This window comes from Nocardiopsis sp. YSL2, from assembly GCF_030555055.1.
Classification (GTDB): domain Bacteria; phylum Actinomycetota; class Actinomycetes; order Streptosporangiales; family Streptosporangiaceae; genus Nocardiopsis.
This window is the reverse complement of record NZ_JAMOAO010000001.1, coordinates 3,802,007-3,816,027: the sequence shown is the minus strand read 5'-3', so window position 1 is coordinate 3,816,027 and position 14,021 is coordinate 3,802,007. Positions and strand designations below refer to the sequence as shown.

12 protein-coding genes are annotated in these 14,021 nt (G+C 71.6%); 7 read left to right on the top strand and 5 right to left on the bottom strand.

The window, feature by feature from the left end:
* Positions 1 to 51 precede the first annotated feature (51 nt).
* From M1P99_RS16945 to cydC, 5 genes are all read left to right on the top strand, one after another.
* Positions 52 to 774, top strand: a complete 723-nt coding sequence (locus M1P99_RS16945) for a DUF305 domain-containing protein (protein WP_304453582.1) — start codon at positions 52 to 54, stop codon at positions 772 to 774.
* A gap of 290 nt (positions 775 to 1,064) precedes the next feature.
* Positions 1,065 to 2,510 carry a cytochrome ubiquinol oxidase subunit I gene (locus M1P99_RS16940; protein ID WP_304453581.1) on the top strand — a complete coding sequence of 482 codons (1,446 nt, stop codon included), beginning with the start codon at positions 1,065 to 1,067 and terminating at the stop codon, positions 2,508 to 2,510.
* A gap of 12 nt (positions 2,511 to 2,522) precedes the next feature.
* Positions 2,523 to 3,554 carry a cytochrome d ubiquinol oxidase subunit II gene (gene cydB / locus M1P99_RS16935; RefSeq protein ID WP_304453580.1) on the top strand — a complete coding sequence of 344 codons (1,032 nt, stop codon included), beginning with the start codon at positions 2,523 to 2,525 and terminating at the stop codon, positions 3,552 to 3,554.
* A gap of 112 nt (positions 3,555 to 3,666) precedes the next feature.
* The gene (gene cydD / locus M1P99_RS16930) at positions 3,667 to 5,400 is read left to right on the top strand and encodes a thiol reductant ABC exporter subunit CydD (RefSeq protein ID WP_304453579.1); all 1,734 of its coding nucleotides are present in this window, start codon (positions 3,667 to 3,669) and stop codon (positions 5,398 to 5,400) included.
* Between the two features lie 71 nt (positions 5,401 to 5,471).
* On the top strand, positions 5,472 to 7,163 hold the full coding sequence (gene cydC, locus M1P99_RS16925; RefSeq protein ID WP_304455726.1) for a thiol reductant ABC exporter subunit CydC: 1,692 nt from the start codon (positions 5,472 to 5,474) through the stop codon (positions 7,161 to 7,163).
* 18 nt (positions 7,164 to 7,181) lie between these two features.
* Here the strand turns inward: cydC and M1P99_RS16920 are convergent, their stop codons facing one another.
* Entirely contained in the window at positions 7,182 to 7,727 is a 546-nt protein-coding gene (locus M1P99_RS16920; protein ID WP_304453578.1) for a Uma2 family endonuclease, read from the bottom strand.
* Positions 7,728 to 7,867: 140 nt separating this feature from the next.
* Here M1P99_RS16920 and M1P99_RS16915 point away from each other — a divergent pair, with 140 nt between their 5' ends.
* A complete protein-coding gene (locus M1P99_RS16915; protein ID WP_304453577.1) occupies positions 7,868 to 8,716 on the top strand; it encodes an EI24 domain-containing protein in 849 nt (282 codons plus the stop codon).
* 84 nt (positions 8,717 to 8,800) lie between these two features.
* On the opposite strand, the gene M1P99_RS16910 is transcribed toward M1P99_RS16915, so the two are convergent.
* From M1P99_RS16910 to M1P99_RS16895, 4 genes are all read right to left on the bottom strand, one after another.
* Positions 8,801 to 9,922 carry a D-alanine--D-alanine ligase family protein gene (locus M1P99_RS16910; RefSeq protein WP_304453576.1) on the bottom strand — a complete coding sequence of 374 codons (1,122 nt, stop codon included), beginning with the start codon at positions 9,920 to 9,922 and terminating at the stop codon, positions 8,801 to 8,803.
* 61 nt (positions 9,923 to 9,983) lie between these two features.
* A complete protein-coding gene (locus M1P99_RS16905) occupies positions 9,984 to 11,201 on the bottom strand; it encodes a PLP-dependent aspartate aminotransferase family protein (RefSeq protein WP_304453575.1) in 1,218 nt (405 codons plus the stop codon).
* A gap of 11 nt (positions 11,202 to 11,212) precedes the next feature.
* Positions 11,213 to 12,280, bottom strand: coding sequence for an NAD(P)H-dependent glycerol-3-phosphate dehydrogenase (locus M1P99_RS16900; protein ID WP_304453574.1), 1,068 nt, complete (start codon positions 12,278 to 12,280; stop codon positions 11,213 to 11,215).
* A complete protein-coding gene (locus M1P99_RS16895; RefSeq protein ID WP_304453573.1) occupies positions 12,277 to 13,062 on the bottom strand; it encodes a 1-acyl-sn-glycerol-3-phosphate acyltransferase in 786 nt (261 codons plus the stop codon). The genes M1P99_RS16900 and M1P99_RS16895 overlap by 4 nt, the downstream gene beginning before the upstream one ends.
* A 215-nt stretch (positions 13,063 to 13,277) precedes the next feature.
* Between M1P99_RS16895 and cofC the strand changes: the two genes are divergently transcribed.
* On the top strand, positions 13,278 to 13,988 hold the full coding sequence (cofC, locus tag M1P99_RS16890; protein ID WP_304453572.1) for a 2-phospho-L-lactate guanylyltransferase: 711 nt from the start codon (positions 13,278 to 13,280) through the stop codon (positions 13,986 to 13,988).
* Positions 13,989 to 14,021: the final 33 nt, after the last annotated feature.

Sequence of the window (14,021 nt, the reverse complement as noted above, 5' to 3'; positions counted from 1 at the left end):
CTATCCTCTACTTTGGCACCTGACTTGTGCATTTTGACCAGGATGGTTCCCATGACTCTTCACGAAGGTTCCGACTCGGACGACCACGACCGGAACGAGGACACGCCCACCGACGGGTTCCAGGAGGCCACACCGCCGAGGCCCGCCCGGCGAACGGTCCCGCTCTGGATCACCGCGGTACTGGTCGTGCTGGCCGTGGCGGCCGGCTTTCTCGCGGGGCGCCCGTCCGCTCCGCTGGACACGAGTGCGGACGCGGGGTTCCTGCGGGACATGAGTTCGCACCACGCCCAGGCGGTGGACATGTCCATGCTCATCATGGAGAAGACCGAGGACCCGGATCTGTTCATCGTCGCGACCGACATCACCCGCACCCAGCAGGCCCAGATCGGGATCATGCAGGGCTGGCTGACGATGTGGGGGCTCAACTCGCGCGGCAGCGAACGGCCGATGACCTGGATGGCCGACAGCGAGCACGACCACGGCGGCACGGACAACATCCCCGACGCCATGCCGGGCCTGGCGACCACCGAGGAGATGGAGGAGCTGGAGGAGGCCGAGGGCGTGGAGGCCGAGATCCTCTTCCTGGAACTGATGATCGCCCACCACGAGGGCGGGATCGACATGGCCGAGGCCGAGGTCGAGCTCGGAGGGGAGCAGATGGTCACCGACCTCGCCCAGGGGATGGCCGACGCCCAGCTGACCGAGATCGACATGATGGAGGACATGCTGGAGGACCGCGGCGTGACCGTGGAGGACACCTCCGACGAGGACTGAGGTTCCGCGGGCCGGCACCGACCCGTCTGTGGCGGACCGCACACGATCCCCCGCCGAGCCATCGGCCGGCCGCGAAACCGCAGGGTTCTCGCAGTCCAGAGCCCCCACAGCCCCCACAGCCCCCTCGGCGGCCGCACGGCCGCACGGCCGCACCCCTGCCCGCCCCCATGCCCCCCTCAGCTCACGTGAACACCTCGGAGCGACCTATTCCACAGGGGCCGGGCGACCTGACGACGCGCCGTAGCACTACAGTTCGTAGTACTACTGACGGTCGGTTCTGAGAGGTGGCCATGGAAGCCCTTGATCTCGCGAGGTGGCAGTTCGGGGTCACCACGATCTACCACTTCCTCTTCGTGCCCCTGACCATCGGGCTCTCCTTCATCGTGGCGGTCCTCCAGACCCTCTGGTTCCGCACCAAGAAGCACGAGTACCTCCAGGCGACGCAGTTCTTCGGCAAGCTCTTCCTCATCAACTTCGCCATGGGCGTGGTCACGGGCATCGTGCAGGAGTTCCAGTTCGGCATGAACTGGAGCGAGTACTCGCGCTTCGTCGGCGACGTGTTCGGGGCGCCGCTGGCCATGGAGGCGCTGCTGGCCTTCTTCCTGGAGTCGACGTTCATCGGCCTGTGGATCTTCGGCTGGCACCGCCTGCCGCGCGGCGCGCACCTGGCGTGCATCTGGCTGGTCGCGATCGGCACCAACCTGTCGGCGTACTTCATCCTCGCCGCCAACGCCTGGATGCGCCGTCCGGTCGGCTACGAGGTCAATCCGGAGACCGGCCGCGCCGAGCTCACCGACATCTGGGCGGTCCTGAGCAACGACCAGGCCTGGTCGACCTACCTGCACACGGTCTCGGCCGCCTTCGTCACCGCCGGGCTGTTCGTCGTCGCGGTCAGCGCCTACAAGCTGTGGCGCAACACCCACCACGGCGACACGGGCACGGTCGGCACCGCGCCGCCCCCGCGCGACTTCGCACTGTTCCGCGGCACGCTCAAGGTCGGTCTGGTCTTCACCCTCATGGCCGGTGCCCTGGTCGTGTTCTCCGGTGACCACCAGGCCAAGCTCGCCGCCGAGTACGAGCCCATGAAGCTCGCCGCGGCCGAGGCCCTCTGGGACACCGAGGAGGGCGCGGACTTCTCCACCTTCGCCGTGGGCGACACCGAGGCGCGCTACAACCCCATCGACGTCACCGTCCCCAACGTCCTCAGCTTCCTCGCCACAGGGCACTTCCAGGGCGAGGTGCACGGGATGAACGACCTCCAGGATGCCTACGAGGAGTACTACGGGCCCGGGGACTACACCCCCAACGTCTTCGTCGTGTACTGGTCGTTCCGCCTGATGATCGGGCTGGGGCTGTTCGGCGTGGGGATCGCCGCGCTCGGGCTGTACCTCACCCGGGGCAAGGAGCGCATGCCCGGGCACCGCTGGTTCTACTTCGCCGGGATGGCGGCGCTGCCCGCCGCCCTGGCCGCGAACATCTTCGGCTGGGTGCTCACCGAGATGGGCCGCCAGCCCTGGACGGTGCACGGCCAGCTGCTGACCGCCGAGAGCGTCTCGCCCGGGGTGAGCCTCGGAACGGTCGCCATGAGCCTGGGCGTGTTCACCGCCGTGTACGGCCTGCTCTTCGTCGTCGAGGTCGGCCTCTTGGCGAAGTACATCAAGGCCGGGCCCTCCCACCTCGTTCCCGACCTGGAGAACGACGAGGACGAGGCCGCCATCCCGCACTTCAGCTACTAGGAGCCACGGACCATGGATCTCGCCGTCATCTGGTTCATCGCCATCTCGGTCCTGTGGATCGGGTACTTCATCCTGGAGGGCTTCGACTTCGGGGTGGGCACGCTCCTGCCGTTCATGGGCAGGCGCGACTCCGTCGACCGACGCGTCACCATCAACGCCATCGGGCCGGTGTGGGACGCCAACGAGGTGTGGCTGCTCACGGCGGGCGGCGCCATGTTCGCCGCCTTCCCCGCCTGGTACGCCTCCCTGTTCAGCGGGTTCTACGTGCCGCTGTTCCTCATCCTCATCGCGCTCATCCTGCGCGGTGTGGCCTTCGAGTACCGCGGCAAGCGCGACGACTCCGCCTGGCGCGCCTGGTGGGACCGCGCGATCTTCTTCGGCAGCGCCGTCCCGGCGTTCCTGTGGGGCGTGGCCTTCGCCAACATCGTCCGGGGTGTGGCGATGGACGCCGACCAGATCGTCACCGCGGGGCTGCTCGACCTGCTCAACCCCTACGCTCTGCTGGGCGGACTGACGACCCTGTCGCTCTTCACCCTGCACGGCGCCGTGTTCCTGACCCTCAAGACCGACGGCCCGGTCCGGGCCCGCGCCCGCACGGCCGCCGTGTGGACCGCGGGCGCCGCGGTCCCCTCCGCCGCCGGGTTCCTCGCCTGGACCCAGTTCGCCCACGGCCAGCCGTGGACCCTGCCGCTGGCCGCCGTCGCCGCGGTCGCCCTCGTGGGCGGAGTCGTGGCGGTCCTGCTGCGCCACGAGCGGCTGTCGTTCGCCCTGACCGCGGTCACCGTCCTCACCGCCGTCACGACCCTCTTCGGGTCCCTGTTCCCGAACGTGCTCCCCTCCACCACCGACCCGGCGTTCAGCCTGACCGTGGCCAACGCGTCCTCGGCCGACTACACGCTGACCGTGATGACGTGGGTGGCGGTGTTCTTCCTGCCGCTGGTCCTGGCCTACCAGGGGTGGAGCTACTGGGTGTTCCGCCAGCGTGTGACCGGTGCGACCGTCACCGGAACCCCCGACGCACCCGAGCCCGAACCCGCCGCCTAGACGCCGGCCCGGCCCCGGACGGTTGAATGGACACTGCTTCCCAGGACCCGAGCACGGGCCGAAGCGAAGCGGAGGCCCCAGGAAAGCACAGCCCGCGCCCCGAAGGAACACCGTGAAGCCGCTTGATCCCCGCCTGGTCCGGGCCGCGAGCGCGGTCCGGCTGCACATGGCCGTGTCCGTGGCCGGCGGCGTCCTCATCACCGCCCTGATCCTCCTCCAGGCCTGGCTGCTGGCCCGCGTCATCACCGGCGCCTGGAGCGGCGAGGGGATGGCCGCGCTCGGCGGGGCGATCGGTGCCGTGGCGGCGGTCGCCGTGGCCCGCGCCCTGCTCTCCTACCTGGCCGAGACCTCCGCCCTGCACAGCGCGGCGCGCACCAAGTCGCGGCTGCGCCGCCGCCTGGTCGAGCACGTCACCGGGGACGGACAGGTGTGGACGGCCGAGCCCGGGGACGACGACGAGGGCTCGCCCAAGGCCGGGGAACTGGTCACCCTGGCCACCCGCGGGCTGGACGCGCTGGACGACTACTTCGCCCGCTACCTGCCCCAGCTCGTCCTGGCCGCGATCGTGCCGCTCGCCGTGCTGGGCGTCGTGTTCTGGGCCGACTGGATCTCGGGGATCGTCATCGCCGTGACCCTCCCCCTCATCCCGGTGTTCATGGCTCTGATCGGCATGTACACCCAGGCGCGCACGGACCGGCAGTGGCGGCTGCTGAGCCGCCTGAGCGGCCACTTCCTCGACGTCGTGGAGGGGCTGCCGACCCTGGCGGTCTTCCGCAGGGCCAAGGCGCAGGCGTCGATCATCCGCACGGTGGGCGAGGAGCACCGCGAGGCGACGATGGGGACGCTGCGGATCGCGTTCCTGTCCGCCTTCGCCCTGGAGCTGCTGGCGACCCTGGCGGTGGCGCTCGTCGCCGTGGAGGTGGGGTTGCGCCTGCTCGGCGGGCACATGGACTACCAGACCGCACTCCTGGTGCTCATCCTGGCCCCGGAGGCCTACCTGCCGCTGCGCGAGGTGGGCGCGCGCTTCCACGCCAGCATGGAGGGCGTGGCCGCGGCCGACCAGGTCTTCACCGAGTTGGAGCGCGAGCGCGGCTCCGGGCGTGCCGCGACCGCCGCGGAGCCGACCGGCCGCCCCTCCCCCGCCGCGGGCGGCGACCTGCGCTTCGAGGGTGTCGGGATGCGCTATCCGGGCCGCGACGCACCGGCCCTGGCCGGGTTCGACCTGGAGGTGCGCGCAGGGGAACACGTCCTGCTCACCGGTCCCAGCGGTGCGGGCAAGACCACGCTGCTGTCCCTGCTCCTGCGGTTGAACGAACCCACGGACGGACGCGTCAGCGTGCGCGCCCCCGGCGGGTCGTGGACCCCGCTGGACACGGTCCCCTCCGCCGACTGGCGGCTGGGGATCGCCTGGGTGCCCCAGCACCCGTACCTGTTCGACGTGTCGGTGACCGACAACATCCGCCTGGGCGCGCCCGAGGCCACGATGGAGCAGGTGCGGGAGGCGGCCCGACAGGCCGAGGCCGACGTGTTCGTCTCGGCCCTGCCGGAGGGGTACGACACCCGGCTGGGCGAGCGGGGAGCCCGGCTGTCCGCGGGGCAGCGCCAGCGGATCGCGCTCGCCCGCGCCCTGTGCCGGGACGCGCCCCTGGTGCTGCTGGACGAGCCGACCGCGCATCTGGACCCGGAGAACGCCGCGGCGGTGCGCATGGCCGTCACACGACTGTTGGAGGGCCGCACGGCGGTCATCGTCGCCCACGACACCGCGTGGGCGCGCTCCGCCCTCGGCGACTCGTTGCGCCAGGTCTCGCTGCCCCTGCCGACCCCGGAAGCGAGCGGATCCCCGTGAGTACACCCCTCTCCCCCGACCGTTCGGGCCTCGCCTCCGACCGCGCGCGGCACCGGAACCCGCTGTGGCGGATGATCGCGCTGGCCTGGCCGCGCGGCGCCCGGTTCGCTCTGGGCGTGCTGCTCGGCGCCTTCGCCACCGGCGCGGGCGTGGCCCTGCTCGCCGTGGCGGCCTGGATGCTCGCCACCGCGGCGAACCACCCGTCGATCACGGCGCTGAGCGTGGCCGTGGTCGCCACCCGGGCTCTGGGCGTGACCCGGGGCGTGGCCCGCTACCTGGAGCGGTTGGTCACCCATGACGCCGCGTTCCGCACGCTCGCCGAGGTGCGGGTGCGTGTCTACGAACGGCTCGCGGCCACCGAGCCCTTCGGCCGCTTCCGGTCGGGCGACCTGGTGTCGCGTCTGGTCAACGACACCGAGGCGACCCTGGACCTGCTGGTGCGCGGGCTCACCCCGCCGCTGATCTCGCTGGTGACGGGCGGGGCGACGGTCCTGTTCCTGACCGCCGTGTACGCGCCGGGCGGGCTGCTGCTCGCCGCCGGTCTGCTGCTGGCCGGACTCGCCGTGCCGCTCGCCGCGGCCGCCCTGGGACGCGGTCCCGGACGCCGCCAGTCCCGGGCCCGCGGCGAACTGTCGACGGCCCTGGTGGACACCCTGCACGGCGCTCCGGACCTGGTCGCCTACGGGGCCATGGACCGGCAGGTCGACCGGGTCCACGCGGCCGACGCCGAGCTGACCCGGCTCGCGCGGCGCGACGCCGCCGTCCTGGGGCTGGGGGCCGGGGCGGGCGCCCTGATCACCGGACTGACGGTGTGGGGCGCCCTGCTGCTCGGGGTGGCCGCCGTGGAGGACGGGACGCTGGGCGCCGTGTCCCTGGCGGTCCTGGTGCTCACGACCCTGGCGGCGTTCGAGATCGTGGCGCCACTGCCCGCGGTCGCCGCGAAGCTGGGCGCGATCCGCGAGAGCGGGGCCCGGCTCTTCGGCGTCCTGGACGTGCCGGCCGCGACCGCGGCCCCGACGCGGTCGGGGCTGGACCCCGACGCGGACCCCTCGGTGCTGATCCGCGACCTGCGCGTGCGCTACGGGCCGCGGGAGCCGTGGGCCCTGGACGGGGTGGACCTGGAGATCCCGGCCGGGTGGACGGTGGCCGTGGTGGGGCCGAGCGGCGCGGGCAAGAGCACGCTGGCGTCGGTCCTGCTGAGGTTCCGCGACCCGGACGGCGGGAGCGTGTCGATCGGCGGCACCGACATCACGTCCTACCCGGCCGACGAGGTGCGCGCGGTGGTGTCGGGGGTGCCGCAGGACCCGCACGTGTTCGCCTCGACCCTGCGGGAGAACTTGAAGCTGGCCCGCCCGGGCGCCCCGGACGAGGAACTGTGGGCGGCGCTGCGGCGGGCGCGCCTGGCCGACGAGGTCGCGGCGATGCCCAAGGGCCTGGACACGCTGGTGGGCACGCACGGACTGGGGCTCAGCGGCGGGATGGTGCAGCGCTTGGCGCTGGCCCGCGCGGTGCTGGCGGCGCCGCGCGTGCTGGTGCTGGACGAGCCGACGGCGCACCTGGACCCGGACGCGCGCGACGCGGTGGTGGCCGACCTGCTCGACGCGGCCGAGGGCTACTCCACCCTGCTCATCACGCACGACCTGACGGGGCTGGAGCGCGTGGACCGGATCTACGTGGTCCGCGAGGGCAAGGTGCTTCAGGAGGGCACCCACGCGGAACTGGTGGAGACGGAAGGGTGGTACAGGAACGTGCTGCCGCCCTGAACCCGCCCCAACGCACGGCTACGTCAGCAGCGGGGTCGCCTCGATCTCGGTGTTGAAGGGTTCGGGGAGCTTCACGGACTTACCGGGCACCGCCCGTGCGACGTCCAGGTACTTGCCCTTCTCAGGGTTGGAGAACAGCGCGATCTCGCTTTTGCGCGGGTCGATCACCAGGTACAAAGGAACTCCCGCCGTGGCGTAGCCCTTGACCTTGGCCTGCCAGTCATGGAGAGCGCTACTCGGGGAGACGACCTCAACCGCCAACTCCAAGTCCTCGGCGGGAAGAATCCAATCCGACTCTTCCCAGCTCTCCTCCTCCCCTGGTGTCTCAGGTAGAAGCGCGAGGTCGGGAACGTAGCGATCGCCGGTCTCTGTGATCTCCAGGGTCAGCGTCTGGTACGCCTCCAGACCTTCGGGCATGGAGCGGTCAAGTGCCCGTTCGAGGCGCCTGATGATCTTGCTGTGCCGGAAAGTCGGTGTCGGCGACACGATGATGCTCCCGTCGATGATCTCCGAGCGGTAACCATCGGGGAGTTTGAGGCTTTCATGCAGCGTGGGAAGATCCATCGTGGTTTCCTCCACCCGCTCTTGAGTCGCACAGACCATGTGCACCCCCTGCGGTATTCGGAACACACCGAGCGTAACGAGAGCACACGCCCAGCGTACGCCTTTTCCGTGATTTCACGGGTATCCTCTAGGGTTCCTGCGTGGCCACTTTCTTCCGTGAGATCTTCGGCGGAGTCGGCGCCCTGGCGCGCGGCTTCGTCCTACTGCTGCGCAAGCCCCGGCTGTTCCTGCTGGGCGCCATCCCCCCGTTCATCACGTCGCTGCTGTTCCTCGCCCTGTTCGTCGCGCTGGTCCTCAACGTCGAGGACTTCTCCACGTGGGCGACCCCCTTCGCCGGGGACTGGGACCCCGTCTGGCGGGGCCTCCTGCGCGGGGCCCTCGCCGTCGCCGCGGTGGTGGGCAGCGTCCTGCTCATGGTCGTCACCTTCACGACGGTCACGCTGACGCTCGGTGCCCCGATCTACGACAAGATCGGCGAACTGGTCGAGAAGGAGCTGGGCCACGCGCCCGAGCCCTACGAGGAGCCGCTGGCGGCCTCGATCGCGCGCGCGGTCCGGCAGGGCCTGGTGATCGTGTTCGCGTCGCTGCTGGTGACCGTCGTCGTGTTCGCCATCGGTTTCGTCCCGCTGGCGGGCCAGGTGGTCGGCGCGGTCCTGGCGGCCGTCCTGGGCGGCTGGCTGCTCGGCATCGAACTCGTGGGCGGAGCCTTCGACCGGCGCGCGATGCTGCGGTTGCGCGACCGCCAGCGGTTCCTCCGGACCCGTCGCCTGCGCACCCTGGGCTTCTCCGTGCCCACGTACTTCCTGCTGGCGATCCCGTTCGTGGCGGTCGCGGTGTTCCCGGCCGCCGCCGCGGGCGGCACGATCCTGGCCCGCCAGCTCTTCGACGCGAACCCGGAGCTGATGCCCGCTCCGCAGCCGCCGCCGGGACCGCAGGTGCCGGGGCCGCCCCCGCCGCACCAGTACCCCCCGCACCCGCAGCACCCGTAGCACCCACCGGCTCCCCGCGTGCGGGGAACCACGGACGAAAGGGGCGGGCGGCCGACCGGCCACCCGCCCCTCCTACGTTCGTCCTCAGCGCAGGCCGGGGCTCCGGCGCAGCGCCGTGGTGATCATGCGGTCCACCAGGGTGGCGTAGTCCACGCCCGTGGCGCCCCACATCTGCGGGAACGCCGAGGCCGGGGTGAACCCGGGCATCGTGTTGAGCTCGTTGACGAGGACCTCGCCGTCCTCGGTGTAGAAGAAGTCGACGCGGGCCAGTCCCTCACAGCCCATCGCCTCGAAGACCTCGGCCGCCATCGCGCGCAGCCGCGCGGTGGCCTCCTCCGGGATCCCCGCCGGGATCGTGAGGCTGCTGCTGGACAGGTACTTGGCCTCGAAGTCGTAGAAGTCGAAGCCCTCGGCCACGTGCACCTCGGCCGGGAAGGACACGTCCGGCGTCCCGCCGTCCTCGGCCTCCAGGACGCCGCACTCGATCTCGCGGCCCACGATCTGGGCCTCGACGAGCACCTTGGGGTCGTGTTCGCGGGCGGCCTCCACCGCCGCGACGACCGCGTCGGAGTCGGAGGAGTCGCTCACCTTCGTGATCCCCACGCTGCTGCCAGCACGGGCGGGCTTGACGAACACGGTCTCACCGAGTTCGGCGACGTCGTCCAGGACCTTCTTGCGCTCGTTGCGCCACTGCCGGTCGGAGATCGCCACGAAACCGCTGGTGGGGATCCCGTTGCCGACGAGCATGGCCTTCATGAAGACCTTGTCCATGGCGGCCGCGCTGGAGAAGACGCCGGCGCCCGCGTAGCGCACACCCATCATCTCGAAGAGCCCCTGGATGGTGCCGTCCTCGCCGAACGGTCCGTGCAGCAGCGGGAGCACGACGTCGACCTCGGCCAGGCGTCGCGGCCCCTCCGCGGGGTCGACCACCATCAGCTGGCCCGCCGCGTCGAAGGGCAGCGCCAGGTCGGCACCGTCCTCGGGGACGCTGGGCAGCGCCTTGGTCCCCTCGTCGATGCGCAGGCGGTCGGGGTCACCGGAGGTGAGCACCCAGTTGCCCGACCGCGTGATCCCCACGGGGACCACCTCGTAGCGGTCGTGGTCGATGACGGACAGGACACTGCCCGCGGTGACGCAGGAGATCTCGTGTTCGGAACTGCGTCCGCCGAAGACGACGGCGACCCGAATCTTGCGCTGCTCGGACATGCTGCCTGACCCTATCTCGCGAAAGGATGGAACCGGAACCGGGAGGATTCCCCCATCGGCGTCAACCACGCGTGGTCAGCGCGGTGAGTGCGTCCCTGATGAGGTCCTGTGGGTCCTCCAGGCCGATGGAGAAGCGCACCGCACCGGAGGAGATGCCCGCCGCCGCCAGTTCGGCGTCGCCCATGTTGCGGTGCGAGGTGGAGGCCACGTGCCCGGCCAGCGTGTGCGTCCCGCCCAGGGAGGCCGCGATCGTGGCGACCCGCAGCCGGTCGGCGAAGGCCATCCCGGCGTCCCAGCCCCCGTGGGGGTGCACGGTGACGACCGCGCCCCTGCGTCCGCCGTCGAAGAGCTTGGCGGCCAGCTCCGTCTGCGGGTGGGAAGCCAGCGACGGGTGGTCGACGCGCTCCACCGCCGGGTGCTCCTCCAGGGCGGCGGCGAACTCCGCGGCCGTGGCGCACTGGCGGGCCACCCGGAGCGGCAGGGTCTCCAGCCCCCGGTGCAGCAGGTAGGCCTCGTCCGGGGCCAGGCACGGTCCCAGGTCCACGCGCGCCGACCGTACGCGGTCCATGAGGTCGGGAGCGCCCACGGCCACTCCGCCCGTGGTGTCGCTGTGGCCGCCGAGGTACTTGGTGGCCGAGTGCACCACGACGTCCGCACCGAACTCCAGCGGACGGCACACCGCCGGTGAGGCGAACGTGGAGTCCACGACCAGCGCCGCGCCCGCCTCGTGGGCGATCCGCGCCAGCCCCGGCAGGTCGGAGACGGTCATCGTGGGGTTGGACAGCGTCTCGGTGAACACCACACGGGTGTCCGGCCCGACGGCGGCGCGCACGGCGTCCGGGTCGGTGATGTCCACGAAGTCCGTGCGCACGCCGAACCGGCGCAGCAAGCCGTCCAGCAGCGAGTAGGTGTTGCCGTAGATGGAGCGGGCCGCCACCACGTGCGAGCCGGCCTCCGTGAGCGCCATGAGCACGGTGCTGATCGCCGCCATGCCGGAGGCGAAGGCCTGGCCGCGCACGCGCTCGGGGAGCCCGGCCCCCTCCAGCGCGGCGACCGCGTCGGCGAACGCGTCGACGGTGGGGCTGTCGATGCGGGCGTAGGAGTAGCCCTCACGGCTGCCCGCCAGGACGTCCGCGTACTCCTGGGAGGTGTCGAACGCGTAGGTCGTGGCGCGGTGGACCGGCATGCGCATCGGGCGCTCGGCGGGTACCGGAGCCGGCGGGGCCGACACCGCCCGCGTGTACTCGCCCGCGGACCCGGACGACGGTGTGTGTGACATCGTGCTCGCTCTCAGACCCCGTACCGCTCGGGCTTGCTGCTGCGCGCCATGAAGGCGGCGAGGGCCTCGGCGGGGCTCAGGTCGTGGTGCAACATCTTGACGACGGCCTCGGTGATCGGCATGTCGACGCCGTGCCGCCAGCCGAGCTCGAGGATCGATTCGGAGGACTTGACCCCCTCGGCCGTCTGCTTGGTCTCCGCGATGACCTGTTCGAGGGTCTTGCCCGCGCCCAGTTTCTCACCGAAGGTCCGGTTCCGCGACAACGGCGACGAGCATGTCGCCACCAGGTCGCCCATCCCGGCCAGGCCGGACAGCGTGTGCTCGTCCGCGCCGAGGGTCACCGCCAGGCGCGTGGTCTCGGCCAGGCCCCGGGTGATGAGCGAGGCCTTGGTGTTGTCGCCGAAGCCCATGCCCTCGGCCATGCCCACGGCGAGCCCGATGACGTTCTTCATCGCGCCGCCGATCTCCACGCCCACCAGGTCGGTGCTGGTGTACGGGCGGAAGTAGGCCGACTTGAACAGGGACTGCAGTCGGACCGCGGTCTCCTCGTGCGGGCAGGCGACCACGGCGGTGGCGGGCTGGCGCTCGGCGATCTCGCGGGCCAGGTTGGGGCCCGAGACCACGGCCACGCGCTCCTCGGGGAACTCCAGCACCTCGGCGATGATCTGGCTGACCCGCGAGAGCGTGCCCAGCTCCACGCCCTTCATCAGGCTGACGATCACCGCGTCCCGGCGCAGGTGCGCCCGCCACTCCATCAGGTTGCCGCGCAGGGTCTGCGAGGGGACGGCCAGGACCACGACGTCGGCGCCGGACAGCGCCTTGGCGGCGTCGTCGGTCGCCGTCAGACGGGGGTTGAGGTCGATCCCGGGGAAGTAGTCCGGGTTCTGCGAGGTCCGGTTGATCGCCTCGACCACCGAGGCCCGCCGCCCCCAGAGCACGACCTCGACGGCCGGCGCCTCCGGATCCCGTTCCCGGGCCAGGTCGGCCGCGTCCGCGATGATGTTCGCGAACACGGTTCCCCAGGAGCCGGCGCCCAGAACGGCGATCCTCACGTTGTCGGTGCCCATGGATGCCGTCATGCCTCCGTGTTGTTCTTGCCGTCGTCGGACTCGCGCTCGTCCCGCTTGGCGGCCTCGGCCGCCTCGATCCGGGCGCGCTTGAGGTCGTAGGGCACCGCCGGCGGCTCCTCCTGGCGGATCTCCGCCTGGAGCCGCGTGATCTCCCGCATGATCGTCTCGGTGGCCTCGGTCAGGACCGTCGCGGTCAGGGGCTTGCCCTCGAACGCGGACAGGTCCACCGGCGGACCCGCGTTGAACGTCACGCGCTTGCGCGGGAGCAGGCTGATCTTCTTCTGACCGTAGGGCAGGATCCGCTGCTCGCCCCAGTGCGCCACGGGGATGATCGGCACCCCGGACGTCAGGGCGAGGCGGGCCACACCGGTCTTGGCCGTCATCGGCCACAGGTTCGGATCCCGGGTGCAGGTGCCCTCGGGGTAGAAGATGACCGACGACCCGTCCCGGGTGAGCGCCAGTTCGGCCTCCTGCAGGGCCTTGACCGCGTCGGTGCTGCCGCGCTTGATGGGGATCTGGCCGGTGCTGCGGGCGACGAAGCTCACCACGGGGATGCGCATGACGGCGTCCTTCATGGTGAAGGTCGGCCAGCGCCGCGCACCGATGTAGAGGAAGTGCGCGACCGTGAGCGGGTCGAACGTCGACAGGTGGTTGGCCGCGATGATCACGCCGCCCTCGGCGGGCACGTTGTCGGTGCCCCGCCACTCCGGCTTGGTCACGAACCAGAGGAAGAAGCGCACGATGCGCGAGACGACCGCCTTCACCCACCGCGATTCTCGTTGCTTGGCCACGGGACTCCTCACATCTTCGCTCCCGACCTCTGCGGCCACAGGAGCACAACCGGTTCAGTCTAGGGCGTGTCCGACGGATCGGACTCCGCTCGCGTCACGCAGCCGGACTGGTCACGGGTCCGACACTCCCCCAGGGCCCCCGCGCCGCGCCGACCGCGGGACGCCTACCCTCTACCTCATCACTGTCGTGGCCGTATCGACGTCCCGGGGGAAGCGTGACCGGATCTGGTGAGCGAGGCGGGGGCGGGCGCTCCGGGGGGCGCTGGTCCCTGATCGTCCCAGTCAAGCACCTCGGGCGCGCGAAGTCCCGGCTGGCCCGGGCGGTGGGACCGCACCGGGAGGACCTGGCGCTCGCCGTGGCCTGCGACACGGTGGCCGCCGCGCGGTCGGCGTCGGGTGCGGCGGCGGTGTTCGCGGTGACCGACGACCCGCGCGCGGGCCGTGCCCTGGCCGAACTGGGCGCGATCGTGGTCGGCGGCGAGCCCGGCACGGGGCTCAATCCGGCGCTGGCGCACGGCGCGGCCGTCGCCCGGGCCCGGAGGCCGGATCTGGGCGTGTGCGCGCTGTCGGCCGACCTGCCCGCGCTGCGCCCCGAGGAACTGGACCGGGTACTGGCCGCCGCCGGCGGCCACGGCCGCTCGTTCCTGCCCGACGCGCCGGGTGTGGGGACGACGCTGTTCGCCGCCTCGGCCGGCCACCCGTTCACTCCCGCGTTCGAGGGGGCTTCGCGTGCCCGCCACTTGAGCGTGGGAGCTCGTGAGCTGGACGTACCCGGCACAGCCTCCGTCCAGCGGGACGTGGACACCCCCGAGGACCTGCGTGCCGCTGTGGAGCTTGGAGTGGGCCCCCGGACCCGCGAGCTGTGGGCCCGTCTGGAGCCGCGGCCCCGTTTCCGGCGGGGATGCTGCGCCGAAGGCGTCCGTTGAGGGTGGTGGCGGGCGACGGGCGGGAAAAGCGCT